Annotated in this window: 24 protein-coding genes and 1 other RNA gene; 4 read left to right on the forward strand and 21 right to left on the reverse strand. The window is 46.5% G+C overall.

Annotated features, from left to right (window positions below; genetic code table 11):
- Window positions 1–1,033, reverse strand: a 1,033-nt coding sequence (locus AMS66_RS13190; RefSeq protein ID WP_236703376.1) for a PhoH family protein, incomplete at its 3' end; no start/stop codon positions are given.
- A gap of 152 nt (window positions 1,034–1,185) precedes the next feature.
- Here AMS66_RS13190 and AMS66_RS13195 point away from each other — a divergent pair.
- Window positions 1,186–1,881 carry a YhcN/YlaJ family sporulation lipoprotein gene (locus tag AMS66_RS13195; RefSeq protein WP_053781239.1) on the forward strand — a complete coding sequence of 232 codons (696 nt, stop codon included), beginning with the start codon at window positions 1,186–1,188 and terminating at the stop codon, window positions 1,879–1,881.
- Window positions 1,882–1,888: 7 nt separating this feature from the next.
- Here the strand turns inward: AMS66_RS13195 and AMS66_RS13200 are convergent, their stop codons facing one another.
- The 6 genes from AMS66_RS13200 to AMS66_RS13225 all read right to left on the reverse strand — a co-directional run bounded on the left by AMS66_RS13200 (window position 1,889) and on the right by AMS66_RS13225 (window position 7,647).
- Window positions 1,889–2,341 carry a pyridoxamine 5'-phosphate oxidase family protein gene (locus tag AMS66_RS13200; protein WP_053781240.1) on the reverse strand — a complete coding sequence of 151 codons (453 nt, stop codon included), beginning with the start codon at window positions 2,339–2,341 and terminating at the stop codon, window positions 1,889–1,891.
- Window positions 2,342–2,440: 99 nt separating this feature from the next.
- Entirely contained in the window at window positions 2,441–3,502 is a 1,062-nt protein-coding gene (locus tag AMS66_RS13205; protein WP_053781241.1) for an LCP family protein, read from the reverse strand.
- A gap of 90 nt (window positions 3,503–3,592) precedes the next feature.
- Window positions 3,593–3,889 carry a YlaH-like family protein gene (locus tag AMS66_RS13210; protein WP_053781242.1) on the reverse strand — a complete coding sequence of 99 codons (297 nt, stop codon included), beginning with the start codon at window positions 3,887–3,889 and terminating at the stop codon, window positions 3,593–3,595.
- Window positions 3,890–4,191: 302 nt separating this feature from the next.
- On the reverse strand, window positions 4,192–6,033 hold the full coding sequence (typA, locus tag AMS66_RS13215) for a translational GTPase TypA (RefSeq protein ID WP_053781243.1): 1,842 nt from the start codon (window positions 6,031–6,033) through the stop codon (window positions 4,192–4,194).
- A gap of 177 nt (window positions 6,034–6,210) precedes the next feature.
- Window positions 6,211–6,699 carry a hypothetical protein gene (locus tag AMS66_RS13220; protein ID WP_053781244.1) on the reverse strand — a complete coding sequence of 163 codons (489 nt, stop codon included), beginning with the start codon at window positions 6,697–6,699 and terminating at the stop codon, window positions 6,211–6,213.
- 288 nt (window positions 6,700–6,987) lie between these two features.
- Window positions 6,988–7,647 carry a TerC family protein gene (locus AMS66_RS13225; protein ID WP_053781245.1) on the reverse strand — a complete coding sequence of 220 codons (660 nt, stop codon included), beginning with the start codon at window positions 7,645–7,647 and terminating at the stop codon, window positions 6,988–6,990.
- 105 nt (window positions 7,648–7,752) lie between these two features.
- On the opposite strand from AMS66_RS13225, the gene AMS66_RS13230 reads away from it, so the two are divergent.
- The gene (locus AMS66_RS13230) at window positions 7,753–8,454 is read left to right on the forward strand and encodes a TerC family protein (RefSeq protein ID WP_053781246.1); all 702 of its coding nucleotides are present in this window, start codon (window positions 7,753–7,755) and stop codon (window positions 8,452–8,454) included.
- A gap of 124 nt (window positions 8,455–8,578) precedes the next feature.
- Here the strand turns inward: AMS66_RS13230 and thiI are convergent, their stop codons facing one another.
- The 6 genes from thiI to AMS66_RS13260 all read right to left on the reverse strand — a co-directional run bounded on the left by thiI (window position 8,579) and on the right by AMS66_RS13260 (window position 13,447).
- Window positions 8,579–9,823 carry a tRNA uracil 4-sulfurtransferase ThiI gene (gene thiI / locus AMS66_RS13235; protein ID WP_053781247.1) on the reverse strand — a complete coding sequence of 415 codons (1,245 nt, stop codon included), beginning with the start codon at window positions 9,821–9,823 and terminating at the stop codon, window positions 8,579–8,581.
- Between the two features lie 6 nt (window positions 9,824–9,829).
- The gene (locus tag AMS66_RS13240) at window positions 9,830–10,978 is read right to left on the reverse strand and encodes a cysteine desulfurase family protein (protein ID WP_053781248.1); all 1,149 of its coding nucleotides are present in this window, start codon (window positions 10,976–10,978) and stop codon (window positions 9,830–9,832) included.
- Between the two features lie 176 nt (window positions 10,979–11,154).
- A complete protein-coding gene (locus tag AMS66_RS13245; RefSeq protein ID WP_053781249.1) occupies window positions 11,155–11,910 on the reverse strand; it encodes a lytic transglycosylase domain-containing protein in 756 nt (251 codons plus the stop codon).
- Window positions 11,911–12,104: 194 nt separating this feature from the next.
- Window positions 12,105–12,521, reverse strand: a complete 417-nt coding sequence (locus AMS66_RS13250) for a hypothetical protein (RefSeq protein ID WP_053781250.1) — start codon at window positions 12,519–12,521, stop codon at window positions 12,105–12,107.
- A gap of 34 nt (window positions 12,522–12,555) precedes the next feature.
- The gene (locus AMS66_RS31750) at window positions 12,556–12,774 is read right to left on the reverse strand and encodes a DUF1540 domain-containing protein (RefSeq protein ID WP_079349639.1); all 219 of its coding nucleotides are present in this window, start codon (window positions 12,772–12,774) and stop codon (window positions 12,556–12,558) included.
- A 166-nt stretch (window positions 12,775–12,940) separates the two neighbouring features.
- On the reverse strand, window positions 12,941–13,447 hold the full coding sequence (locus AMS66_RS13260) for a YpuI family protein (RefSeq protein WP_024628452.1): 507 nt from the start codon (window positions 13,445–13,447) through the stop codon (window positions 12,941–12,943).
- 288 nt (window positions 13,448–13,735) lie between these two features.
- Here AMS66_RS13260 and AMS66_RS13265 point away from each other — a divergent pair, with 288 nt between their 5' ends.
- Window positions 13,736–15,613, forward strand: a complete 1,878-nt coding sequence (locus AMS66_RS13265; protein WP_053781252.1) for a S8 family peptidase — start codon at window positions 13,736–13,738, stop codon at window positions 15,611–15,613.
- 97 nt (window positions 15,614–15,710) lie between these two features.
- Here AMS66_RS13265 and AMS66_RS13270 read toward each other — a convergent pair whose 3' ends face one another.
- Both AMS66_RS13270 and pdxR read right to left on the reverse strand, forming a co-directional pair.
- On the reverse strand, window positions 15,711–15,968 hold the full coding sequence (locus AMS66_RS13270; protein ID WP_053781253.1) for a hypothetical protein: 258 nt from the start codon (window positions 15,966–15,968) through the stop codon (window positions 15,711–15,713).
- An 85-nt stretch (window positions 15,969–16,053) separates the two neighbouring features.
- On the reverse strand, window positions 16,054–17,574 hold the full coding sequence (pdxR, locus tag AMS66_RS13275; RefSeq protein ID WP_053781254.1) for a MocR-like pyridoxine biosynthesis transcription factor PdxR: 1,521 nt from the start codon (window positions 17,572–17,574) through the stop codon (window positions 16,054–16,056).
- A 109-nt stretch (window positions 17,575–17,683) separates the two neighbouring features.
- Here pdxR and AMS66_RS13280 point away from each other — a divergent pair, with 109 nt between their 5' ends.
- The gene (locus tag AMS66_RS13280) at window positions 17,684–18,913 is read left to right on the forward strand and encodes an aminotransferase-like domain-containing protein (RefSeq protein ID WP_053781255.1); all 1,230 of its coding nucleotides are present in this window, start codon (window positions 17,684–17,686) and stop codon (window positions 18,911–18,913) included.
- A 237-nt stretch (window positions 18,914–19,150) separates the two neighbouring features.
- Here the strand turns inward: AMS66_RS13280 and rnpB are convergent.
- The 6 genes from rnpB to AMS66_RS13305 all read right to left on the reverse strand — a co-directional run bounded on the left by rnpB (window position 19,151) and on the right by AMS66_RS13305 (window position 25,215).
- Window positions 19,151–19,560, reverse strand: an RNA gene (gene rnpB, locus AMS66_RS15350) — RNase P RNA component class A.
- A gap of 81 nt (window positions 19,561–19,641) precedes the next feature.
- Complete coding sequence (locus AMS66_RS13285; RefSeq protein ID WP_053781256.1) at window positions 19,642–20,757, reverse strand: Nif3-like dinuclear metal center hexameric protein; 1,116 nt, start codon at window positions 20,755–20,757, stop codon at window positions 19,642–19,644.
- Window positions 20,733–21,491 carry a tRNA (adenine(22)-N(1))-methyltransferase gene (locus AMS66_RS13290; protein ID WP_053781257.1) on the reverse strand — a complete coding sequence of 253 codons (759 nt, stop codon included), beginning with the start codon at window positions 21,489–21,491 and terminating at the stop codon, window positions 20,733–20,735. Before AMS66_RS13290 ends, AMS66_RS13285 begins: the two co-directional genes overlap by 25 nt.
- A gap of 184 nt (window positions 21,492–21,675) precedes the next feature.
- Window positions 21,676–22,815 carry an RNA polymerase sigma factor RpoD gene (rpoD, locus tag AMS66_RS13295; RefSeq protein WP_053781258.1) on the reverse strand — a complete coding sequence of 380 codons (1,140 nt, stop codon included), beginning with the start codon at window positions 22,813–22,815 and terminating at the stop codon, window positions 21,676–21,678.
- Window positions 22,816–22,858: 43 nt separating this feature from the next.
- Window positions 22,859–24,679, reverse strand: coding sequence for a DNA primase (gene dnaG, locus AMS66_RS13300; RefSeq protein ID WP_053781259.1), 1,821 nt, complete (start codon window positions 24,677–24,679; stop codon window positions 22,859–22,861).
- 47 nt (window positions 24,680–24,726) lie between these two features.
- Window positions 24,727–25,215, reverse strand: coding sequence for a YaiI/YqxD family protein (locus AMS66_RS13305; protein ID WP_053781260.1), 489 nt, complete (start codon window positions 25,213–25,215; stop codon window positions 24,727–24,729).
- Between the last annotated feature and the right edge of the window lie 119 nt (window positions 25,216–25,334).

The raw sequence follows: 25,334 nt of genomic DNA on the forward strand, positions 1-25,334 counted from the left end.
TACTACCAAGACCCATCAAAATTTTATCAATGTCGCCTGCTTTTTTAGTATCAAACAAAAATTCCAAGTTATCATAAATCGGTTGCATCCACGGTCTCAGTTTTTCTTCTTTTTCTCCGGGTAGATAACCGATATCTTTCCCCATTGGAACAACCGGGCGGGCGATCAATAATTTTTTATACTTATGATCATCCTCCACTTTAAGTAATCCCGCTGCAAGCGCCAACAAGGTTTTCCCCGTTCCAGCCTTCCCTGTAATCGTGACAAGTGGAATATCATCATTCAGAAGCAGTTCCAGAGCCATACGCTGTTGCGCGTTACGCGCACTGATGCCCCATACATTATCATTACTCAGGAAAAGTGGTTCCAGCTTTGTTCCCTCTGTATTTACTTTGAGCAAAGCCGATTTATTGGTTCCCATCTCATCCTTGAGAATTACAAATTCATTCGGGTAAAGCGAATAAGACAACTGTAACGGTTTGATCGGTAGAAAGCGATATGTGTAAAACTCATCAATGACCGAAGGATGAACCTTCAGGGCAGTATACCCTGGATATAATTCACTGAGACCTGCCGTTCGATCTGATAAGTAATCTTGTGTGAATAGACCGAGTACATCCGCTTTGATACGAACAAGCACATCCTTGCTGACTAGAACTACCTGTCGCTCAACAACCTCTTTCTCATTTTCCTCAATCTGATAATTCAGGGCGACGGCCAAAATCCGATTATCATTGGACACTTCTCCAAACATTTCCTGTACTTTCACAAAACTGCGGTGATTCAGTTCCACTTTCAGATTGCCTCCATTGGCCAAAGGCACGCCACTGTGCAGGTGTCCCAGTTCACGCAACCCATCAAGAAGTCTCGATACATTGCGGGCATTGCGGCCAATTTCATCGGCATTTCTTTTTTTGGAGTCGATCTCCTCCAGTACAACCGCGGGAATGATTACCTCATGTTCCTCAAAGGCAAATATGGCATTGGGGTCATGCAGAAGCACGTTCGTATCCAATACAAAAATCTTTTTCATTCAATCCCCTCCAAAGCGGCGTCGTTAAAGGCATGGATAGTGTGATCTTTCAGCAGCGGCATGGACAATCATGCTCCCATACATAAATGTATTCGACTAGGACAAAATAATTGTCAACCATTCTGAAAAACTCCAAGAAAGGATGAACATTTATGAAATATTGGGTTTGCACGCTGCTTCTGATCTTTATACTTACAGGCTGCAACAGTTCTACGCGTAATGCCTCGCAGCAACAAGGTCAGCATGCCAAAGGCTACGGAGGAAATGTTACAACTCAGCAAGATCAACGTAAAGGATCTCACATGCTCAATACTCAGGAGGATCGGTTACACCCTTCTGCTGTGGACCATCTGACCGAAAACACAGGTGAAGTTCATGAGAAAAACGTAGTGAACAACACCAAGGCTGATCGGATGCCAAACGAAAAAAGGGTCACCCACCTCAAAACACTTGCCAAGCAAGTGGAAGGTGTCAAGGACGCCAACTGTGTCATTCTTGGCAATACAGCCGTAGTTGGCATTGATGTTGATGGTGAACTGGAACGCGCACGAGTTGGTACTATTAAATACTCTGTTGCCGAAGCCCTCCGCAAAGATCCGGAAGGTGTGGATTCCATTGTTACCGCAGATGCCGATGTCACCGAACGAATCAAGGAAATTGGTGAGCATATTCGTCAAGGTCATCCGATATCCGGTTTCGCCTCAGAACTCGCTGACATGGTTGGCCGTATCATTCCCCAACTGCCCAAAGATGTCAAAGTCCGTCAAAATCCGGATGAACATGTAGAGCGCGAACAACAAATGCAGCAGCTGCATTCATCTGACAAAAGACAACAAAAAGCCCAGTGATCTCTCACTAGGCTTTTTTCATGGCAGTAAAAACCTGCTCATCTAATTTCTCAGCAGCACGCTGATCATATATTTTGACATATTGAGGCACAGAGGACAGTTGGGCTCCATAAAAAAGGGCGTTCCTTACCGCTTCAATGGAAATGTCGAAACAGCACATGTTAAATGGAACATCCTGTAACGGATTTTGTCGTACGGAAGCACGTCCGTTTACCGCATACACCATCTCTTCACCAAAAATAGTGACGGTGATGACCGGATTCTCAATCATATTGTTCACAAGACGTGAACGATGATCAATCGCCACACGAAGGGTAGAAGCATTCTCCGCATAAACCCAGGAGATTGCTGTTGATGTCGGACCCCCAGTTTCAATGTCCACGGTGCTCAAGAGCACAAATGTTTCGTTCTTGAATTGCTGTAAAAGAGATTCAGTCAATTGTGTGACGGCTTCGGACATCCAACCAGCCCCCTAATCTTCTTTATGCAATTCTTAATTCGTTGTTGATGATATTATAGCATACCATCAAACTCGCTTCCAATCCTAAAAGAATGAATGTTACTCGGCTGTTGGAGATGCTGTTACTTTACCTGAAAGTGTATCCTGCAACGCCTGTTTTGCATTAGCCAATTCAGTTTCGTTGATATATACATATGGACTTCTCCACTCTCCGGTTACAGGTGTGTAGTGCACATCCGATTTGGAAATATTCCAATAGGTTGAAATGAAGTTCTTCATTTGCTCCGATTCCACGTCAGTTGTCATGTTGTCGTCAACAGCGCCAATCACTTTACCAATCTTTGTTACGCCTCCCAGTGATTTCAACTGATCCAACATGGAATTCAACACTTGATTCTGACGTTTATTTCGGTCAAAATCGTTGGATTCATCTGTCTTCGGCTTACAGTTCGATTTACGGTAACGAACAAAATCAAGTGCTTCTTTGCCATCCAAATGCTGTGCACCAGCCACCAGGTTAATATCCGTGCCATCGGCCGTATCTTTGTAACACATGTTTTTATCCACTGTCACATCCACGCCACCTACAGCATTAACCGCATCACGGAACGCTTGAAAATTCAGTACCGTCGTATAATTGATATCCACATTCAGATATTTGCCCATCATTTCTTTCATTTGATCCTCTGCATTTTTGCCAGAGGTTTTTTCTTGCGCTTTAAATTTAGGATAATAGGAATTCAATTTATTCGCCTTATATCCATCCAACTGAATACGGGTGTCCCGAGGTAAAGATACAATGGTTGCCGTCTTGGTCTCCGGATTCAGAGAAGCTACCATAACCACATCCGAGAGATACGTACCTGTTTCGGGACGGTTATCCGTACCTAGCAGCAACATCGTAATGGGTTTGGTTTTTGCTGACATTCCAGCTGGTACTGGCTTGTCAATGCCCGTATCAGCTACCTGATTGTATACCCAATACAGATATCCACCGCCTACCACAATTGCAATAACCAATAAACTTAAAATCAGTCTGCCAAAGGTTCGCATCCGTTTCTTCTTCTTTGGTTGCTTGCCCTTGCCGTTCTTCGATCCAGAAGCGCCGGATTGAGTCGGTGCCTGTCTCCGTGGAGGCAGTCCGTTCGAATTCGAGTTCATATCTTCAACACCTTTATCACATCTGTTTTGGCCTATATATAAGACAACCGCTTTCCCTAAGGAAAACGGATGGTCTATACTATACAGAATTTATGAGTTTCGAGCGGCAGCTTCCGCTTTTTTCTTTTGACGACCTTCAATAAAATAGCGCACTCTCACTAACAGCATCAAACCAACAGCCACCAGCAAACATTGAATAATTGGCAACTTGTCGATTTGAAAAACAAGAAGCATGAATGTGCCCATCGCCATCAATATATAGAGAACGATTTCCTTACCAAGTGGCAATTTCTGACGTACCCGAAACACCTTGTTATATACGTAAGTAATCAATACAAAGATGACGATGTAGGCTACGATCGGGTTTGATGCGAACCATGCTTGCATACACAGCTAGCTCCTTTCGTGTTCATGCTAGATATAAGTCTATTGTTGATGATACCCTTTCGATAACTCAAGAGAAGTGCATCTGTAGTGACCGTTTCGGTTTCGGATCGTTCTTTCGATCGCTGTTGTCTCCAAATTTTTGAACGAATCTTCAAAGGTTAAAATTTGGAGACAAAGGCGAGCGCTTCGCTTCTTCAGAATCGATTCCGATCCCTTCACTACTTTTTCTGTACAAACCTTTAGTTACTTTCGTGTATCCTCAAACATTAACTTTTATCTTCTAGTTTAGTTGTAGTTAGGCGTTATTTTGTAGCCATTTTACGTTGTTTCTCTGAACGCTCACGCTCGGATTTATTCAGGATCTTCTTACGAAGACGAATAGATTTCGGTGTAATCTCACAATATTCATCTTCATTCAGATATTCAAGCGCCTGTTCCAACGAGAAGATAATCGGAGTTTTAATTTTAACCGTATCATCTTTACCTGAAGAACGAACGTTAGTCAGTTGTTTTTCTTTGCAGATGTTAACAACGATATCATTGTCACGTGTATGTTCACCAACAATCATACCTTCGTAGATTTCAGTACCTGGCTCCAAGAAGAGAGTACCGCGATCCTCAACGCCCATCATTCCATAGAACGTAGACGTACCATTTTCAGTTGAGATCAGTACGCCTTGGTGACGTCCACCCACTTGACCAGATACCAGTGGAGCATAGCTGTCAAATGCATGGTTCATAACACCATAACCACGAGTCAATGTCAGGAAGTTTGTGCTATATCCGATCAGACCCCGTGCTGGAATCAGGAACTCAAGACGTACTTGTCCACTTCCTGTGTTCACCATGTTAACCATCTCTGCTTTACGTGCGCCTAGGCTCTCCATTACGGAACCCATGCTCTCTTCAGGGATGTCAATCAACAAGCGCTCAACAGGCTCCATTTTCTTTCCGTCAACTTCTTTAACGATAACTTCCGGTTTGGATACTTGCAGTTCATATCCTTCACGACGCATATTCTCAATGAGGATACCCAGGTGAAGCTCACCACGTCCGGAAACGACAAATGCATCTGGACTTTCTGTTTCGTCAACACGAAGGGATACGTCCGTTTCCAACTCTTTGAACAAACGCTCACGAAGTTTACGGGAAGTTACCCATTTACCTTCACGACCTGCAAATGGACTGTTGTTCACGAGGAACGTCATTTGAAGTGTAGGCTCATCAATTTTCAAAACCGGCAAAGCTTCTGGATGGTTAGGATCAGCGATGGTCTCACCAATGTTGATGTCCTTGATTCCTGCAATCGCAACGATATCGCCTGCTCCAGCTTCTTCTGTCTCAACGCGTTTGAGACCTTGGAAACCAAACAGTTTCTCGATACGTGCAGTTTTGCTCTTACCATCACGCATAATAACCGTTACAGATTGTCCTTGACGGATCACACCGCGGTTAACACGACCGATGGCAATACGGCCAAGGTATTCATTGTAGTCCATCAAAGTAACGAGGAATTGAAGCGGTTCTTCAACATTCTCTGTTGGGTGAGGGATATGACTAACGATCGTATCGTAGATCGCCATCATGTTGTCATCCTGTTTAGCAGGATCATTTTCCATGCTGGATGTTCCGTTCAATGCGGAAGCATATACAACAGGGAATTCAAGTTGTTGATCGTTGGCACCCAGTTCAATGAACAGGTCCAATACTTCATCAATAACCTCAGTCGGACGAGCCGCTGGACGGTCAATTTTGTTTACAATAACAATTGGTGTCAGGTTGTGCTCAAGTGCTTTACGCAGTACAAACTTCGTTTGTGGCATACAACCCTCATAAGCATCAACAACGAGCAATACGCCGTCAACCATTTTCATGATACGCTCCACTTCACCACCAAAGTCGGCGTGTCCTGGTGTATCCACAATGTTGATCAGGTAATCTTTATAGGTAATAGCTGTGTTTTTGGCCAGAATCGTAATACCGCGTTCACGCTCCAAATCGTTGGAGTCCATTGCGCGCTCCTGTACCGTTTCGTGATCACGGAAAGTACCGGATTGCTGGAGCAACTTGTCGACGAGCGTTGTTTTCCCGTGGTCGACGTGGGCAATAATCGCAATATTGCGAATGTGTTCTCTTGAATGCATGGTTTGTATCCATATCCTTTCCAATTTCAATTCTTATCTACTAAACTTCCCGCAAATTCGCAGGTTACTCACCCAAAATAAGCGTCGGTGATATCCCGACGCATGCCTATATCCCTTATATTATAGTTGATCATAGGTAAAAATCAAGATATTTCGCTTGAAAGACCGCTGGGAATGTTACCAGCCTCTCCCTTGACGTCCTCGTCCAAACAGCAGCCACATCCCGCCTACAATCAAAAGTACTGCCAATACGTAGATAATACCGGTGTGAAGCAGTGTAAATCCGAAGAAAATAATTGAAAGGACACCCACGCCCAGTGCAACTGGAAGTACCAATGCAGGTCTTCGATGATCGGCCAGTGCATATTCCAGCAAACCAATGGCAAGCCCAAGCAAAAATGCAGGCCAAAGGCTGCTCATCAATCCCCCGCCCCAAGTGTTCGTAATTCCGAACAACAGACCATAGATGGTTAACGTGCCTGCTGGAACAAGTGACCATGATGGCGTAAGCCTTGCATAATAACAAGCATGAAGAGCAATACCTGGCAGCAAGATGAGCAAAGGCCAGAAGTGCCTTCCAATGAAGCCAAACACACCAAACTTACCTAGTAAAATGATAATACCTGCAACTAAAATAAATATCCCAATTGCTTTTTCATTTTTCATCTAAAATCACCTCTTATAACATTTGGCTATGTATCCCGTAAGCTAAACTATAAGCATTCCATGATGACTAACTGTTTCCAGCCTGCTTCTAGTTTAGCCGATGTGTACGCAAAAAACTACACTTTATGTCGCACTTCGCCTCTCTCCATTATCCTGTATTACCCTAAAATGGCCGGACTATGACTTAATCGAGTCAGCCCCATCCTCAGAGCACATCGAATACGACAAAAAACTGCCCTTAAAAGGGCAGTCTACCGCTATATTTATCATTCATTTGTCAAATTTAATTTACACGTTTCGACGAACAAACTTGTGGGCTCCTCCAACCGCGATTACAAGACAAGCCATAGCTACAGGCAGCAGTGTATGCGCCTCAGCTGCCAAGCCGCCAAGCCACTGTCCCAGCTTCGGATCATTCATCACCATCTCACCTGCAGTGAAGGCCAGAATACCTGAACCGGCAAACACCAGAATCGGGAATCGTTTCAACAATCCGACAATTAATCCGCTACCCCACACCACAATCGGAATACTTATGGCAATCCCGATGACAGTGAGCGCCAGGTCCCCATCCGCCAGAGCAGCAATCGCGAGAACGTTATCCAGACTCATGACAAAGTCAGCAATCAAAATCGTTTGGATCGCTTTCCAGGTCGTGGACGCCTTACGAATATGTACTTCATCTTCATTCTGAAGCAGCAGCTTGACAGCAATCCAGAGCAACAGCAGACCACCGGCTGCCTGAATAAAAGGAATGCCAAGCAGCAGCACGGCTGCAAAGGTTAACACACAACGTAAAACAACCGCTCCGAAAGCCCCCCACCACACCGCCTGCTTGCGCTGTCTTGCTGGCAAATCCTTGCTTGCAAGTGCAATAACAACCGCATTATCTCCACTCAGAACCAGATTGATCATTAATATTTCGGTCAACAGCCATAGCGTATCCATGCTTCTCATCCCCCCACTCTAACTTGTATGTCAAAGTTGTCCATGCTATTCTTAAACGTTGAACAAGCTTTCTCAGGTTTGGAAATATAGAAGGAGTGACATCGTATGGAGCTGTTTAGCCCCGCTTTTTGGCTAGCGTTGTTGAACGTTGTATTTATTGATCTAATTCTGGCTGGCGATAATGCCATTGTGATTGGTCTCGCAGCTCGAAATTTGCACCCTTCTGTGCAGAAAAGGGCGATCCTCTACGGAACAGGCGGTGCACTGTTGATTCGCATTGTGGCCACCGTTATTGTGCTCTGGCTGCTCAAAGTGCCTTGGCTACTCCTTGTTGGGGGATTACTGTTGATCTGGATTGCGTACAAGCTATTGGCAGAACAAGGGGAAGAGCATTCGGATATCAAGGCCGGCGGTTCTCTCTGGGCAGCTGTGCGAACGATTGTGATCGCAGACGCTGCCATGGGACTGGATAACGTCATCGCCGTTGCTGGTGCAGCACAGCAGCACTTGGTACTTGTTATACTCGGACTGCTGATCAGTGTACCTATTATCGTTTGGGGCAGTACGCTGTTTATCAAATTAATTAACCACTTCCCTTGGATCATTTATCTTGGAGCCATCGTGCTGGGGTATACGGCTTCTAACATGATTACAGAGGAACAACGTCTCGTGCCTTTCTTCACTGAGCATCCTGCACTAAGAATCTTATTTATCGTTCTCGTTACTGCTGGTGTAGTGTTTGCCGGATATCGCAAACGTGCAAGCAGCAATAAACCAGGGGGAGAGCGGCAGCACTCCTATTCCTAAGCTTTTAATAAATAATACTCCCATAAACATAAAAAAGGACTGACCGAAAATACATCGGCCAGTCCTTTTTCTTCATGTAGATAACATAGTCCTTATTATGTCATTCAATCCAGAATGCGGGTAATCAGAACCATTCTTCCTTCATTTCATGATCCTCATCCTGCTGATTGTTTACAATAAAGGTTTCGCCTGCATGCAACGTAATTGTTTCTGTCTGTTCCACCGCCTGCTCCACCCATTCCGGCAGCTGACTCATGGTCGCTTCGATTTTGTCCACAATGCGAAGATTCGGGTTCGTTGATGGAGATTTTGGTACAAAAAGAGTACAACAATCGTCATATGGCAGAATCGATATATCGTACGTCCCGATCTGTTTGGATAAAGTTATAATTTCCTGTTTATCCATCATAACAAGAGGTCGCAGCAACGGTAGCTCCGTCGCACGTCCAATGACATTCATGCTCGGCAAGGTCTGGCTCGCTACCTGACCCAGACTATCTCCGGTAATCAGTGCAAGCGCATGTTCACGTTCAGCCAGCTTGGTGGCAATACGTAACATAGAGCGGCGCATCAGTGTGATGATCAAGTTATCCTGTCCCAGCTGGGTAAATGCAGTTTGGATTTCCGTAAAAGGAACCAGATGCAGCTTGATTGTGCCGGCATGATCAGCGAGCGCACGCGCCAAATCGATGACCTTTTCTTTGGCTCGCTGGCTTGTGAACGGATAACTGTAAAAGTGGACGCATTCTACTTCCAAGCCTCTACGCATCGAAGACCATGCCGCTACAGGGCTGTCTATGCCACCCGATAGTAATAGCATCGCTTTTCCATTCGTACCCAGGGGGAACCCGCCTACGGCCGGAATAACCTCATTGAAGATATACGTGCCCTGATCCCGAATTTCCACGCGGAGTTCAATGTCAGGTTGACGCACGTCTACACTTAACTGCTGGAATTTCCGGAGAATCGGAGAACCCACCAGATGGTTCATTTCATGCGAAGAACTGGGGAACTCTTTCCATACACGCCGCACATTAACCTTGAATGTAGTACCTTCTTTAAATTCACACTCTCTCTCATCCATAAAAGCAACGGCTGTCTCCACGATCTGGTCAAGCTCAGATGCAGTCACTTTAACCGGACTTATCGACATAACACCGAATACTCGTTTCAACACAGCAATCAGTTCAGTATGAGACTCGCCACCCAGATCGACGTATAACCGTCCAAACTCCTTCCGCAGACTTGCGCCTGGATAAGGTTTGAGCAGGGAACGTACTTGGTTAATGATTGTTTTTTCGAACCGGGAACGGTTTTTTCCTTTTAACATAAACTCTCCGAAACGGAGAAGCAGCATATCATATTTCATCTAAAATCACATCCGCCTTTCCAACGGGCGCAGCTGCGCCACCATCTGATGTAAAGCCTGCTCCAGCAAGATCACATCTTCTTCTGTATGTTCATCTCCAAGACTAATACGCAATCCACCAGCAGCACAAGCATTATCCCTGCCCATGGCAAGCAATACCCTGCTGGGTTCAGCTGATCGCGAAGAGCAGGCAGATTGTGTAGAAACAGTTACTCCAAGTTGCTCCAAGGTATGCAGCGCCACTTCTGCCTTCATTCCAGGATAGGAAAAATGAACAATGTGCGGTGCGCCCTCTTTACGACTATTTAGCACAAGTCCGGGAATTGTATCTATAACCTCCATAATACGATCTCGCAAAATCGTTGTACGCCGCGCAAAGTCAGCCTGACGTTCCGCTGCAAGACGCATCGCCTTCGCCATACCCACAAGCAAAGGAACGTTCTCAGTTCCCGCTCTCAGTCCCTGCTCTTGAGATCCCCCTGACAGTAGAGGCGTAAGCTCCACTCCACTTCGTACGTAAAGAAGACCAGCTCCTTTGGGACCACGAATCTTGTGAGCAGACAAGCTGTATAGATCCGCGCCCCATGCCTCAGGTTTAGCCTCCATCTTGCCAAAGCCCTGAACGCCATCCACATGAAAAAGTACCTTTGGCGCTTCCTTTTTCAGTCGTGCACCAATCTCAGCAATCGGATGTACCGCTCCTGTTTCATTGTTCACATGCATCAGACTCACAAGCACTGTATCCGATTTTATAGCATCCATCAGCTGCTGAGCGCTAACCAGACCATCGGAATCCACAGGAAGCCAGGTGACCTCCCATCCCCACTGCTGTAGCTGCACAAAACTCTCATATACTGAAGCATGCTCCGTTGCCGTTGTAATGATATGTTTGCCCCGAGACTGATACCGTAATGCCGCACCTTTAATGGCAAGGTTGTTGCTCTCGGTTGCGCCTGAGGTAAATACGATTTCTGCCGGTTTCACATTGATAGCTGCAGCACAGCCAGATCGCGCTCGACGCAATAATTGATGGGCTCGCTCACCATATCCATGAATCGATGACGGGTTCCCATATTGCGCCTCCATAATTTCAGTCATTGTACGAATGACATCCGGATGAGGAGGCGTTGTTGCCGCATAATCAAAATATTTCAAATGAGGTTCCCCTCCTTGTCTCTTCGTTGTGGAATCTTACAGTGAGCATTGTAACACGATCCCCGCTCAACACAAAAAGACCAAACAGGAACCAAGCACATGTAAGCGCTGCTGTTCCCGCGTTTGATCTCTTCCTGGACGTACTGTTGTGTTGCCATTTCTTTGGTCCATACCACTTATACCATGTATTTCGACTGCGCTTTCTCCACTTTGGAAATATAAGACTGTGTTTCTGAAGGGAGACGGTTAAGTACACTCATCAATTCAGCGTCACTCGATACACCCAGACTCGAAACCCGTCCCGGTCCGGCATTATACGCAGCAAGTGCCATCTTCACCTCGCCACCAAAACGCTGGAGCTGGAGAGAAAGGTATTTGGTTCCACCATCTATATTTTGAGCGGGATCGTAAGCGTTACTTACCCCCAACCCTGCTGCCGTGCCATCCATTAACTGCATGAGTCCTTTGGCACCTGCGGAAGACACTACATTTGGATTGAAGCCGGATTCTGTTTCAATGACTGCCTTAATCAAAGATTCAGGCACCCCATATTTGGCGCTCGCTGAAGCAATCAAAGATTCAAAATCCGTAGGTACAGATGCACCCGAATCCACTACTCCAGTGTTTATCAGAGAAGATAAAGAAACCACATTACTGTTTGAGGAAGAAACAGAACTTGCATCCGGACTATACATGCTGCCCAGTTGCAGCCACAACAGACCATCACTAGATCGTTTGGAGATCGCAGCAGAGTTCACGTCTTCTCCTACGGTATGGTTTAAAGAAGTTGAATTCGTCCCGAGCAGCCCGTCCATCATACTGGCAAAATCCACCGTTGAATCGGAATTTCCATCCGATGCATTTGTTTCGTTGAGACTATTGGACAATTGCAGTTCCAGCAACTGCCGCGACGCGCGCGGATCAATCTGCATGAGTTATATTCACTCCCGTATAATGTAAACGTAGATTATGACTTTATTCTACATTATTTTACAGGAAGGTTCCATTGTTTTCAAAAAAATAAGCCGATTTTACAACTTTATGCGCAAATGTGAAGAAACCTTCTGCAATCACCCTTGAGTAAGGTGGAAGCAGAAGGCTGCAAATAATTAACTCATATCCAGTATCAGCGAGCGAATGGAATCATGAAGAAATAGCTGAGTGTTGCCACGGCACCAAGTCCAATAGACCACGCCCCTGCGGTTTTACGGCCGTTGACATAAGCATAGTATCCAAGCACTGCTGCTGCCGGACCCAGAACAATGGACCACATGAACAAGGAAGCAATACCAAAGGCCAGCCCCATATAACCGGAGATTCGGCCGGTAGATTTCATGACACCGTCTTCTTCGTCCCTCACAGGTGCATGATCTGTTCTTTCCGTTGGTTCTGTTCGAATAGAACCCGTTGTAGGTGCTACCTCTGCACCATACTCTTCCTTGTGGCTGCGTCTTGGATAATCTACACGCTCACGCTTTTTTTCATCTAACGAAGTTGTTTTTGGACGATGGAACGGGTGATCATCTCTATGGTCATTATTCAATGCAAAGCACCTCCATATAAATGGGAATGACTGCTCATTTCGGTCTAAATGTGTGGCAGCATGTCGCAGAAGATGTACGTGCATGATCATGATGATCGGAATCAAAGGTCTCTCCGGCAAATTCCTCATGTAAGCGGCGGGTGGCATGTTGGTCAATGTCAATCATGATGGCATCGGCCTGGCAGAAATTGTTTTCTCCCCAAAAGTGGCAGTTAGCAACACTGCATTTGACTATTGGCTTCTCATGGCTCATTTTTATCACCTCGACATCTATTGTCTCCGCACCGTAAATGAGCTATTCTCCAACGAAATGCCAGATGATGACATGGACCTTTCTCCGAATTCCAGTTGAAGAAAACGCAAAAAAACCGCCACAAGGGCGGTTTTGTCCAATTTAAATATAAGTTAAAAAAATTGATTTACGCGTGATTGCGTTGGTTTTGCATCCGACGCTGCGTTAGGTAGTCACTTTCATAAAATGCCAGGTCATCGCGCAATTCTTCGTACGTTTTTGATATCTCAAGAATGACATCCCGTACTGCACGAATTGGCTTATCACGGAAACGGATTGCATCCTGACCAGTGTAAGCATATCTTCCATCTTCGGAGTAACATTCATTTTTAGGATAAAAAAAGCTGTTTATGCTTTGATGGTATGTGTTATAGAGAGCCTTCTCGGCAAAATCGACATCAAAATTGGCACGACGCAGCACAACGCCAAGTTTTTCGTAAGAAACTTCAGAAAAAACGAGCAAATGACGGAGATCCGAAAGAAATCCTTTGTAGAAGGCTGATGACTCCTCCGTCTGATTCTGATCCAGTTCAGGCAAGGCATTTTCATTCAAAAATTGTTCGATCCGATCGATAGCCGGTTTTAACTTTTCCCTAGTTGACTCACATGTTTTCTGTACATTGGCTGCTGACATAAAGGTAGCTCCCCCTTAAATAAGTCCTTACATATAGATCGGCCAACGGGAGGTTCTCCCCTGACCTTGAATTCTCAGCTCCTATCCTACCATAAAAAGATGACGAGCGGTATCCCTTAATCAGGCTTTCCCTTCCTACCCCTGAACATGCCCATTACCCACAGCTCCCCTGATCTTCACCTGCATAAAAATAACCGCTTTTCCTAACGATACATATATCCAGTGACAACGATGAAATTAGAGCACTGTAAGATGATTGTCAAAACAAACGAGGAGGTTCCATCCCTTATGTCCAGACCGAAATGGGTTAATTGGGCCATTGCCGCGGGTGCAGGCGCACTTGCCTTGACACTTTTGCTTCCAACGACCAATCGTCCTGTTCCTACTCCAAGTGCCATGCCCGATTCTCCACACGAGGAGCATGCAAGCAAACAACGTCTCAAAGTCCAGGATGTAAAGTCAACCGATCTGCTAACCCGCGCGGATGCCAAACAGCACCTTAGCATCATGCTTGAGAAAACCTCCAAAATGAATGATGTGCAAATAAGCAAATACGTTCATGAACTACAACAAACACATGATCATATCCGGTCTATTGATATAATGAATACCAATGGATCACACAGTCGGCACTTTGACAAAACAGCAGCAAAAGGAAGCAAAGTGGAACAGCAGAAGCTGGAACATTCTCTCGCCTTGGCCAAAAAAGCCGTGAGTAAACGTCAAAGCTTCGAATCTTCATCCTTTCCTCTGGGGAAAGAAAAGTTTTTTGTCATGGGGCAGCCTTCCAAAGATGGAAAAAGAGCCGTCATTGCTCTGTTTAGCCAAAATGTACTGAATGCCGTGGAACAGCATCAGCGCAAAAATTTGCGCATGATCCCTTATCCGCGGGAAGGCAAATTCAAAATCGAATCTGTGCATCCCGACACTCTTAAAGAAATCACGGTAAAAACAGGGCATGATAACGCCAATGCCAGTCATTTTTACGAAAACGAAATCGTCATCCGTTTCCGTCAGGATCCAGGTGAACGGGATATGCGCATTATTAAATCCGACTTGCGGACTCAATCGGCACGCAAGCTGGGATACACGTATGTTTTTCGGTCAGAACATATGAATTATGAACAATTACATGCTTATTTTGAACGTAAATGGAATCCGCTGTATATGGAACCCCACTACATGTATTTAACCAATGAGACTGTACCTGAACAAAATGATGTAACCGTGCCCAATGATATTTTGTTCTCAGACTACCAGTGGAACCTGCCTGCCATTGAAACTAACCGCGGCTGGAATATCACGAAGGGCAACAAGGATGTTATCGTTGCCGTAGTAGACACCGGTGTCGATCTGACTCATCCCGACTTGAAGGGCAAGCTGCTGAAAGGTTATAACGTTGTCGATCCAGCGAGCAAACCGCTTGATGATGTAGGCCATGGTACACATGTAGCAGGCATTATCGGCGCTGTTGTGAATAACAACGAAGGTGTAGCAGGCATGAGCTGGTATAACAAGGTACTTCCTGTTAAGGTGCTGGACAATTCAGGTTCAGGCACAACCTATGCCGTTGCCGAAGGCATCATTTGGGCCGCTGATCATGGAGCCAAGGTCATTAATATGAGTCTGGGGAATTACGCCGATGCCCAATTTCTTCATGATGCCATCAAATACGCTTTTGATCGCGACATCGTATTAATCGCAGCGACCGGTAACGACAATACGGAGCGTCCAGGATACCCTGCCGCCTACCCGGAAGTATTTGCGGTATCCGCTACGGATGCAGACATGAACAAAGCTTCCTATTCCAACTACGGGGATTACGTGGATGTGACGGCCCCAGGGTCCAGCATTGCAAGTACGTATCCGAACAACCAATATGCTGCCTTGTCCGGAACGTCCATGGCAAGTCCCCATGTCGCGGCACTTGCAGGCTTGATTCGCTCGTTAAATCCCGATCTGACCAACACAGAAGTCATGGATCTCATGCGTCAAAGCGTCATAGATCTCGGTGACCCAGGTCATGACAAGTATTTCGGTTATGGTCAAATCGATGTGTTTAAAGCATTGGAGGCGGCCTCTGGCAACAGCGCCCCACTTCAATTTTGGCCGCAGCATGTGAGACAGCAAATGGACAATACGATGAAAAAGTACATCAAACAATAACCGAACACTGGATATAAAAAAAACAAAAGCAGCTGCGCCCCGGGGCGTATGCTGCTCTTTGGTATGATTACCTATTCCCCCGGGGCACCCGCTGCGACTAGCGTTTACGAGAAGTTGTGCGGGATTTGCCTGATTTTTTCACGGATTTTTTCTTGCCGTTGTGGCTTGAAACAAAACAAGGATCTTCTTCTTTGACCACGACAGGATACATGTGATGATGGATTGGCACACAGTGATGTTTCTTAATAACTTCGATCGGGTGAATTACGGGTACGATTTGTGGGATGTAATAATCTTCAACAACCTGGATCGGGTCACATACAATCGGACAAAGCGGTGGACAGAAATGGTTCATTTCAAACCAACTCCCTTTCAAGTGATACTATAACGTATTGCACGGGGGCCAATGTGGATTGGATGTATGTCCGTGTTCAAGAAAATTAAATAAGCGGGAGCCTGTCCGCCGTTGCCCCCCCCTGTTGCGGTGTAATGTTCTTTATAACCCTGCATAATACCCGTAGCCCTTCACATAACAGCTCCTGATTCGTAACCGTGAAGCAGATCCGCAGACTCGCCGTATCCGTTTCCCCCACATAACAGGCTGAACCCGGCAAAAAGGAAACACCTGCGGCAAGCGACTGGCGGTGTAGCTCACGCATATCCAAACCATCCGGCAATTGCAGCCACAAGTTTAGTCCACCATCAGGCAAAGTCCAGTACATCCCGGGAGAACCATGTTCCTCCAGTACCGTTGATGCGGCAAGCAGCCGGGAATATAATTCATCCCTCAATCGCGCTGTATACGCACTGTATTGATGCTGTATGAACGATTGCAAGGCCTTTTGTGTAAGCAGCGGACTCCCGAGATCCGCAGTGGATTTGGCTGCAACAAGTCGTGTGAGCACACTTCCGTCCGCAACTGCACATGCCACACGACAGCCAGGAGAAAGTACTTTGCTAAAGCTCTTTATATATATCACATGGCCCGTCCCATCCATGGATTTAATGGAAGCAGGGGGAGGATCACGGAAATACAGATCGGCGAACGGGTCATCCTCCAGGATGAGACAATGATAACTCTGCGCAAGATTAAGCAGTTGCGCGCGCCGTTTGGCGCTCATCGTAATGCCTGTAGGATTGTGAAACGTAGGAATGGTATATATCAACTTGGGCGGGTAAGTATCACACAAGCGGGTTAACAGATCTATACGCATACCATCGTCATCCATCGGCACCGTAATGATCTTCGCTCCTCTGCTTGTAAACACATCAATCGCTCCGGTATAGCTGGGTGCTTCCATGTAAACGACGTCACCAGGACCAACAAAAGTACGCGCAACTAGATCGATTCCCTGCTGGGCACCGCTCGTAATCAGCATCCGTTCAGGCATTACCCGCAATCCTCTTTCCGCAAAATGCCCGGAAAACGTCTGACGCAATTCCCGATCCCCCTGAAAGGACCCGTAGGCAGCCATGCGCTCTGGAAGATCCGAGGAAAGCCGATATGCACTGTCGATAATCTCTCGTGTTGGCAACAATTCAGGCTGAATGGCCGACATATGCAGCTCATATCTAACTTGAGGAGATGCATCAAAATGTCGCCAGAGCTGAGCTCGGGGCAAATAATCCACAAGGGCCATCTGCCAGTTCCATGGCGTGCTGGATTCATTCTTTGCTTGAATACGGTGAGTCCTCTCCATATCCTCTGATTTCTCCAACTCCTGCGCCCCCCGTACATAACATCCCTTTCCCTGGGAACAGGTAATCAGCTGTATGGCTTCGAGCTCGGCATAGGCTTTGGACACGGTGACCAGACTGACGCCCAGATCTGTGGTCATTTTACGAACCGATGGCAAACGGGCTCCAGGCTCGATTAGTCCAGACCTTATTCGGTCTGCAAGGGTAAGGGCAATCTGAACATACAATTTGGTGCTGCTTCCCCGCTTTAATTCAATATGCACACATGCACCCTCCCAACTGTTATGATCAGCATTTTACTGTTATACTGCATTCCGTCTATTATAGTTTATAATATCAGTATAACAGTGAATAACAGGAGATGAGAATAATATGAATATCCCTTGGTCCAAAATGGCACAAAATACCCCGTCCTCTGTCGTTCGCGACATGTTACAGGCTGCACAGGAACCTGGAATGATTTCTCTTGCCGGAGGTCTACCTGCTCAAACATCATTTCCGCTTGAAGCTATCCGTGACGCATACGAAAAGGTATTCATGGGCGGTTCAGCGGCTCTTCAATATGCAGAGACGGAAGGTTTCCGACCATTACGTGCCAAAATTGCAGAACGTCTTGAATCCAAGGGCATTCCCGCTTCACCTGACCATATGCTTCTGACTACCGGATCTCAGCAATCCATTGATCTGGTGTGCCGAATTTTGCTTGATCCAGGCGACAGCGTACTGGTTGAATCACCAACCTATCTGGCTGCCCTTCAAGTCATTCATTCCTATCAGGCTGAAGCGCACGGCGTTGACTGTGACGATGACGGAATGTTACCTGAATCACTGGAAGAACAGCTGCAATTGCATCGTCCCAAGCTCGTCTACATTAACCCTACTTTTTCCAACCCGTCGGGCAAAGTATGGTCTCGCTCCAGACGGAAACAAGCCGTGGATCTGTGCCGGAAATATGGGGTACTGATCCTGGAAGACGATCCCTATGGTGAAATCCGCTTTAAACCGGAACAACTGGATGCCCCTGCCCTGGCACAACTGGATGCAGCATCCTATGAGGGTCCATCCAATGTCATCTACACCAGCACATTTTCCAAAACAGTAGCTCCAGGCCTCCGCACTGGCTGGATATTGGCTGCTCCGGATGTTATCCAAATAGCTGCTCGCGCCAAACAAGGTGCAGATTTGCATTCCAGCAGCATCGACCAAAGAGCACTTCACGCACTACTGGAGTCTTTCGATCTGGACGGGCATATTCGCAATATCTCACAGGATTATGAACAACGGATGAAAAAAATGACCACTCTCATGGCTGCAAAATCGTGGGAAGGTATCTCCTGGAACTCGCCTCAGGGCGGCATGTTCCTATGGCTGCAACTGCCTGAGGGTATGCTGGCCAGCAATCTGTTTACCTATGGAATTCAGGAGAAAGTATGCATTGTACCAGGAGATTCCTTCTATGCAGGTACACCGGAGCTGAACCGTATGCGGATCAACTTTACTCATACTGATCCAGATCTGCTTCCCGAGGCTGTAGAGCGTATGGATCGTGCCATTCAACGCTGGCATGCATCATTGCAGTCGGACAGCGTAGTTACACTGTAACGAACTGTCATCAACTGTATCATTAGGAACAATTTCTCATTCCACACGAAATAACAACAAAAATAAGGCGTCAGACCCGAGAAAGCTCGAAGTCTGACGCCTTATTTATATGACCTGCAAGAGCAGGATTCTTTTGAAGTTAATCGCGTCCTTCTGATCAGTCAGGCACATCAGGTACAATCCTTCTGTTTGCCCTTGACTGATAGTGGACTGCACTTGTTACTGTTGTGTTGTAGTTAGGAAAGCTTACCGTAAGCCGGGTTCTGTGCTCTTCGTGGTTCAGACGGGAACTACCCTCCCACCACAAGCGACAATCATCTATCTAGGCCATACATTGCTGCACAGCTCAAGCGACCAACCTAGACACACCTCGGGCTAAGGCTGCCTTCTCCGAAGAGTCGACTGTGTCCCATTAGGTCTTGCTCCAGATGGGGTTTACCAGGAACGAAGTCACCAGCGTTCCTCGGGGTCTCTTACACCTCGGTTCCATCCTTGCCTGTGCCGGAAAATCCGGCCATCGGCGGTCCATTTCTGTGGCACTATCCTTCAACTCGCGCTGACTGGACGTTATCCAGCATCCTGCCCTGTGGAGCCCGGACTTTCCTCTCGTGGCAACGAAGGCCACCAGCGATTGTCTGTCAAGCTTTCCGAACAACATTACATAGTATACAGGCATTTGAGTTTACAAACAAGTTTAATCTTACTGGAAGCAATGAGCCCGGGTGCTTTTAGATAAACTGGAATACTTCCGTGTTTACCTCGGATGCAGTTACTTGCGTGTCATAACGTTTGTCTTCTAAACGTGAACGAAGCCAGTCCGCAGTTTTGGGTTTCATGATTTTCTCGGCATTATGCCCGGCGTCGATAATACACATGCCCGCCATCAGCGCATCGTGAGCCGTATGATAATCAATGTCTCCAGTTACGATGACATCGGCACCTTTGAACCGTGCAGGAAGGGTGTAACGGCTACCTGAGCCGCCAAGTACTGCTGCTTTTTTGATCTGCCGATTGAGATCGCCTACTACCCGAACGTATGGCACATCCAGCTGGGCCTTCACGACCTCCACCAGCTCACCGAGTGTCTTTGGTTGTTTGAGTGGTCCCAAGCGCCCCAGACCCAGCGTACGGCCTTTTAAATCCATTGCATACAGGTCATAGGCAACTTCCTCATACGGATGAGCCTTAAGCATCGCTTGTAAAACCTTGCTGCGCAGACTCTGCGGTACGATGGTCTCAATCCGCATTTCCTCTACACGCTCCATCTGTCCCTCTGTACCGATGAAAGGCTGTGTCCCCTCACCCGGTACAAAAGTACCTGTGCCTTCTGTATTGAAGCTGCACTTGTTGTACTGACCAATACTGCCAGCGCCGGCTTCGAGGATCGCCTGGAGCACCTGCTCATGATGGGTGTGGGGTACAAATACAGCCAGTTTGAACAAATGATCTGTATGTACATCCTCAAGTGATTCCTTGCTCTCAATTCCAATGGCCTCGGCCATCCAGTCATTCATGCCACCTTCAGCCACATCCAGATTGGTATGACTAATGTACACCGCAATATCATGCTTGATCAGCTTCTCGTACAATTTCCCCATGGGTGTGTCCGTATTCAACGATTTGACCGGGCGGAAAATGATGGCATGGTGCGCAATAATCAGATTGGCTCCAATCCGAATCGCCTCGTCGACAACTTCGTTCGTAACATCTAGTGCGATAAGAACATGTGTAATTTCCTTTTGTAAACTGCCAAGTTGAAGACCGATTCGATCGTCCGGCACGGCCAGATGTTTGGGAGCAAGCTGCTCCATCAATTGAATTACAGTTTGACCTTTGGCAAACATGAAAGTACCTCCTTCAAGTTCACAATATGACTCTCCATCTCAGCCGCCTTGTCCCGTGAAGACTCCTGATCGGATTTGGAGATGGACTGCACTACACTTTGCAGCTTGACGATTTCACTCTCCCATTTGGCAAAAAACACATCCGTTGGACGGTCTGTTAAATAAGGCCCCATGCGCAGCAGCAAATCTGATGTCAATTCCACTCCGCCTTCAAGCGGACGTGCGCGATACACTTCCTCATTGGCGATCGGACTGAGTTCTTGCGGCATTGCTGTAATAATCTCGTACACTTTTCCATCTTCCTCAAACAGCTGTTCTGCAACCACCACCCAGTGATGCTCCAACAACCAACGTCTGAGAATATCCTCACCAACATTAGGCTGCAAAATGAGAAGCTTGACCTCCTCAAGTTTGGAGAGGCCACGATCCAGAATGGAGGCAATTAGTGCTCCTCCCATACCGGCAATGGTGATAACATCCACTTCTCCTGCAGAGATGACATCCAAGCCATCTCCACGACGTACTGTAATTCGTTCCTTCAGGCCTGCATCGCTGACTTGCTTGCGTGCAGCTTCATAAGGACCGGGGTTGACTTCTCCGGCTACTGCACCCGCTGCTTTCCCACTGCGTACTGCCGCTACCGGGAGCAAAGCGTGGTCTGAGCCAATGTCAGCCAAGCGGCTGCCTTCGGGAATTTGATCATGTATTCGCTGTAATCGATTCGAAAGTTTCATGAAGCACCTACACCATTCATTTAATTTATTGATTTGCATTGAACAACGAAAAGCGATAAAATGAAATCCAATAAAACATTTCAAGGATGAATTACCAAAACCAAGAAATTTAGATGTTCAATTTAAAAATAAAGGAGACCCCGCCGCCGCTTAAGCGTCTTGCGGAAAGTCTCCCATAGTGATGTTATTCGAGGAAATCTTTGAGCCGTTTACTGCGGCTAGGGTGACGCAATTTACGAAGAGCCTTGGCTTCAATTTGACGAATACGCTCACGCGTAACACCAAATACCTTGCCCACTTCTTCCAGCGTTCTTGTACGTCCATCGTCCAGACCGAAACGCAGACGAAGCACGTTCTCTTCACGCTCAGTCAATGTATCCAGGACATCTTCGAGCTGTTCTTTCAGCAACTCATAAGCAGCAGCATCCGCCGGAGCCAATGCTTCCTGATCCTCGATGAAATCACCCAGATGGGAATCATCTTCTTCACCAATCGGTGTTTCCAAGGAAACCGGTTCCTGAGCAATCTTCGTAATCTCACGAACTTTCTCCACACTCAGGTCCATCTCGGCAGCGATTTCTTCCGGTGTCGGTTCACGCCCAAGTTCCTGCAACAGCTGACGGGATACCCGGATCAGCTTATTAATCGTCTCCACCATGTGCACAGGGATACGAATAGTACGCGCCTGGTCCGCAATCGCACGGGTGATCGCTTGGCGAATCCACCATGTCGCATACGTACTGAATTTATAACCCTTTTTGTGGTCGAATTTCTCAACCGCTTTGATCAGACCCATGTTACCTTCCTGAATCAGATCCAGGAACAACATTCCACGTCCAACATAACGCTTGGCGATACTTACCACGAGACGAAGGTTAGCTTCAGCCAAACGACGTTTCGCTTCTTCATCCCCGTTTTCAATCCGTTTAGCCAGTTGTACTTCGTCATCTGCAGACAACAAAGGTACACGACCGATTTCTTTGAGGTACATCCGAACAGGGTCGTTGATTTTGATTCCTGGCGGAAGGCTCAGATCATCATCAAAGTGGAATTCATCGTCTCCCTCTCTGGTGTTGTTCTCGGAATCCTCACTAGGGCGAAGGGTTACCTCTTCATCATTTTCATTCACGACATCAATACCCAGGTCGCTCAGTTGTTCATAGAACTCATCCATCTGCTCTGCGTCTTGCTCAAATGGGGAGAGTTTCTCTATAATTTCCTTGTAGTTCAACGAAGCTCTTTTCTTACCTGATTCAATCAATTGATCCTTAACCTGATCCAGCGTCAATTCTGTTTCTAGTTCAGTATGCTGATCATTCGCCATAACTCGACTCCCTCCTCCCTAGAAACATCCAACATTCAGACGTTCACTGTCTCTCTAGGGCAATCATTTCAATTGCAATTTGTGCCGCGCGTACAGAATCTCCTGCCCGCTCTGCAGCAATCATTTCTTCTTTTTTCAGATCATACTCTTTCTTACGCGGATATTTCAGCACTTCCCTGATGCAATCGTCGAGCATTTGAATACTCCATTCACCTGGACCATCCATCATCGAGATTGAACTGACCGTCTTTTCCAGTCGGTCGTCATGCAGTGAAGACATAAAACGGCTTGTATCCGACAGTTTGCCTTGCGCATAATAGGCATATAGATAAGCAGCAATAGCTGCATGATCATCCAAGTTAAAAGCTTCACCAAGATGCTCATTCACGTACTGGGCAGCCTCATCATCCTGAAGCATCCAGGCGAGCAGTTTGCGTTCAGCAGCGTGGTAAGCTGGCAACAGATTGGGTGTAGGCATCTGCCTATTTTGTTGCCTACCATTATTCCACCTTTTCGGGTTATTATCCCCATACTGGAGGTTATTTTTCATGGCCTCCCGTTCTTCATTACACTCCTGCTTCAGTGTTTCATAAGATACGTCCACTTCCGCAGCCAGTTCCCGAAGATATACTTCCCGTTCTGTAGGAGAAGACAAAGGGGCAATTAGTTTCACCGCTTCCTTGGAATAAGCGATCTGTCCGCCGCCTTCTAGCAGTATATGGTTTTTTTTAAGGTTTATAAGCTTAAATTTTGTAGTCGTTACCGCGCCGTCCACAATCTGGTTTCGGAACCGCTCGCCACCATGCCTGCGGATAAAATCATCCGGGTCGAGTCCATCCGGTATTAGAGCAATTTTGACCTGCAACCCCGCTTCCTCAAGAATAGGAAAGTTTTTGAGTGCCGCAGCCTGTCCAGCTCGATCGCCGTCATAACATACAATGACTTCATCACACATGCCTTTAAGCATAAGTGCCTGATTCTCAGTGAGCGCAGTACCCATTGCCGCTACACCATTCTGGATATCCTGATCCCAGGCGGAGATAACATCGCCATACCCTTCGAACAATATGGCCTGCCTTTGTTTGCGAATTGCAGTTTTGGCATGATGCAGATTATAGAGAACACGGCTTTTGTTAAATAACCGGGTTTCCGGTGAATTTAGATACTTCGGTTGCCCGTCTCCCAAAATGCGACCTGCAAATGCAATTGGCTTTCCGCTCCTGCCATTAATCGGAAACATGACCCTGTCTCGGAAACGGTCTACATACCCCTGACCTTCGTTTCGCGGTGACAGTAACCCGCCCTTTTCCATCTCTTCAAGCGGAAATTCGCGTTTTTCCAGAAACTGTACCAAAGTATCCCAGCGATTCGGCGCATAGCCTATCTGGAACTGATCAATCAGCTTGTCGCTAAACCCGCGTGAGCGTAGATATTCCATAGCCACTTTACCGTGCTCTGTATTTTTCAATAAGAAATGATACAGCTTCGCGGTAAGCTCATAGGCTTCCAATAAACGTTCAGTCTCTGGATTAACATGAGCCGATTCACGCCCTTGCCAGTCCCCCATTGAAATGTGGCTTTCTTCTGCCATCGTCTTGACAGCCTCGGGAAAGGATAACCCTTCGATTTCCATCCTGAATTTGATGGCATTTCCACCCGTGCCGCAACCGTAGCAATAGAAAATTTGTTTCTCAGGCGTAACTGTGAACGAAGGCGTCTTCTCAGAATGAAAAGGACAGAGGCCTTTCATATACTTCCCCTGTTTGGTTAGATGCACAAATCGGCTCACCGTATCGACGATATCATGCTGCTGTAACACCGATTCAATAATGCTTTCGGGTATACCGCCTTGTCCGGTACTCATCTTGGGCCACCTTCATCTCTTTAACACGTAAATATTATTCGATAAACTTACACATTCTCCTGCAAATCTTTCAAAAGTTTTGTCAGTTTATGTTGAAAAATTTCCCGATCCTGCTCTGTGAAAGGCTTTGGACCTTTTCCATAATGTCCTCTTTTTCGTGCTTTGGCCGCAGTATGACGGGAGTCCAACATGAAATCAATGTCACGATCATTAAATTCACGACCACGAAATGATAAAACATAACAACGTTTGCCAAGTGCGAGCGCCGCCAGTCCATAATCCTGTGTAATGACCACATCGTATGGCTTGATGTGATTGGCAATGTACAGGTCTGCACTCTGATCACTTCGATCAACCTGGACGGTGCGTACTCCTTCTCCACCCTGAAGAAAATGGTCAAATGAAGAGACCATCAATACAGGAACTTTGAATTGGAGAGCTGTTTCTGCGATCTCGGCCTTGACCGGGCAAGCATCACCATCCACAACAATGTGGCGTACATTCAACTCACTCAAACCCAGACCACCCGGTTTCATAAAATAGCTGCATATTGTAATATACGACCCCAGCCAGCCAAAATCCTTCTGACCGGTCTATGGAAATCAAAGGCTAAAATACGGAACGGCTGTAAATATAATTTTTTTCACAATCCGTT

The sequence above is a fragment of the Paenibacillus xylanivorans genome, assembly GCF_001280595.1.
GTDB classification, from domain to species: Bacteria; Bacillota; Bacilli; order Paenibacillales; family Paenibacillaceae; genus Paenibacillus; species Paenibacillus xylanivorans.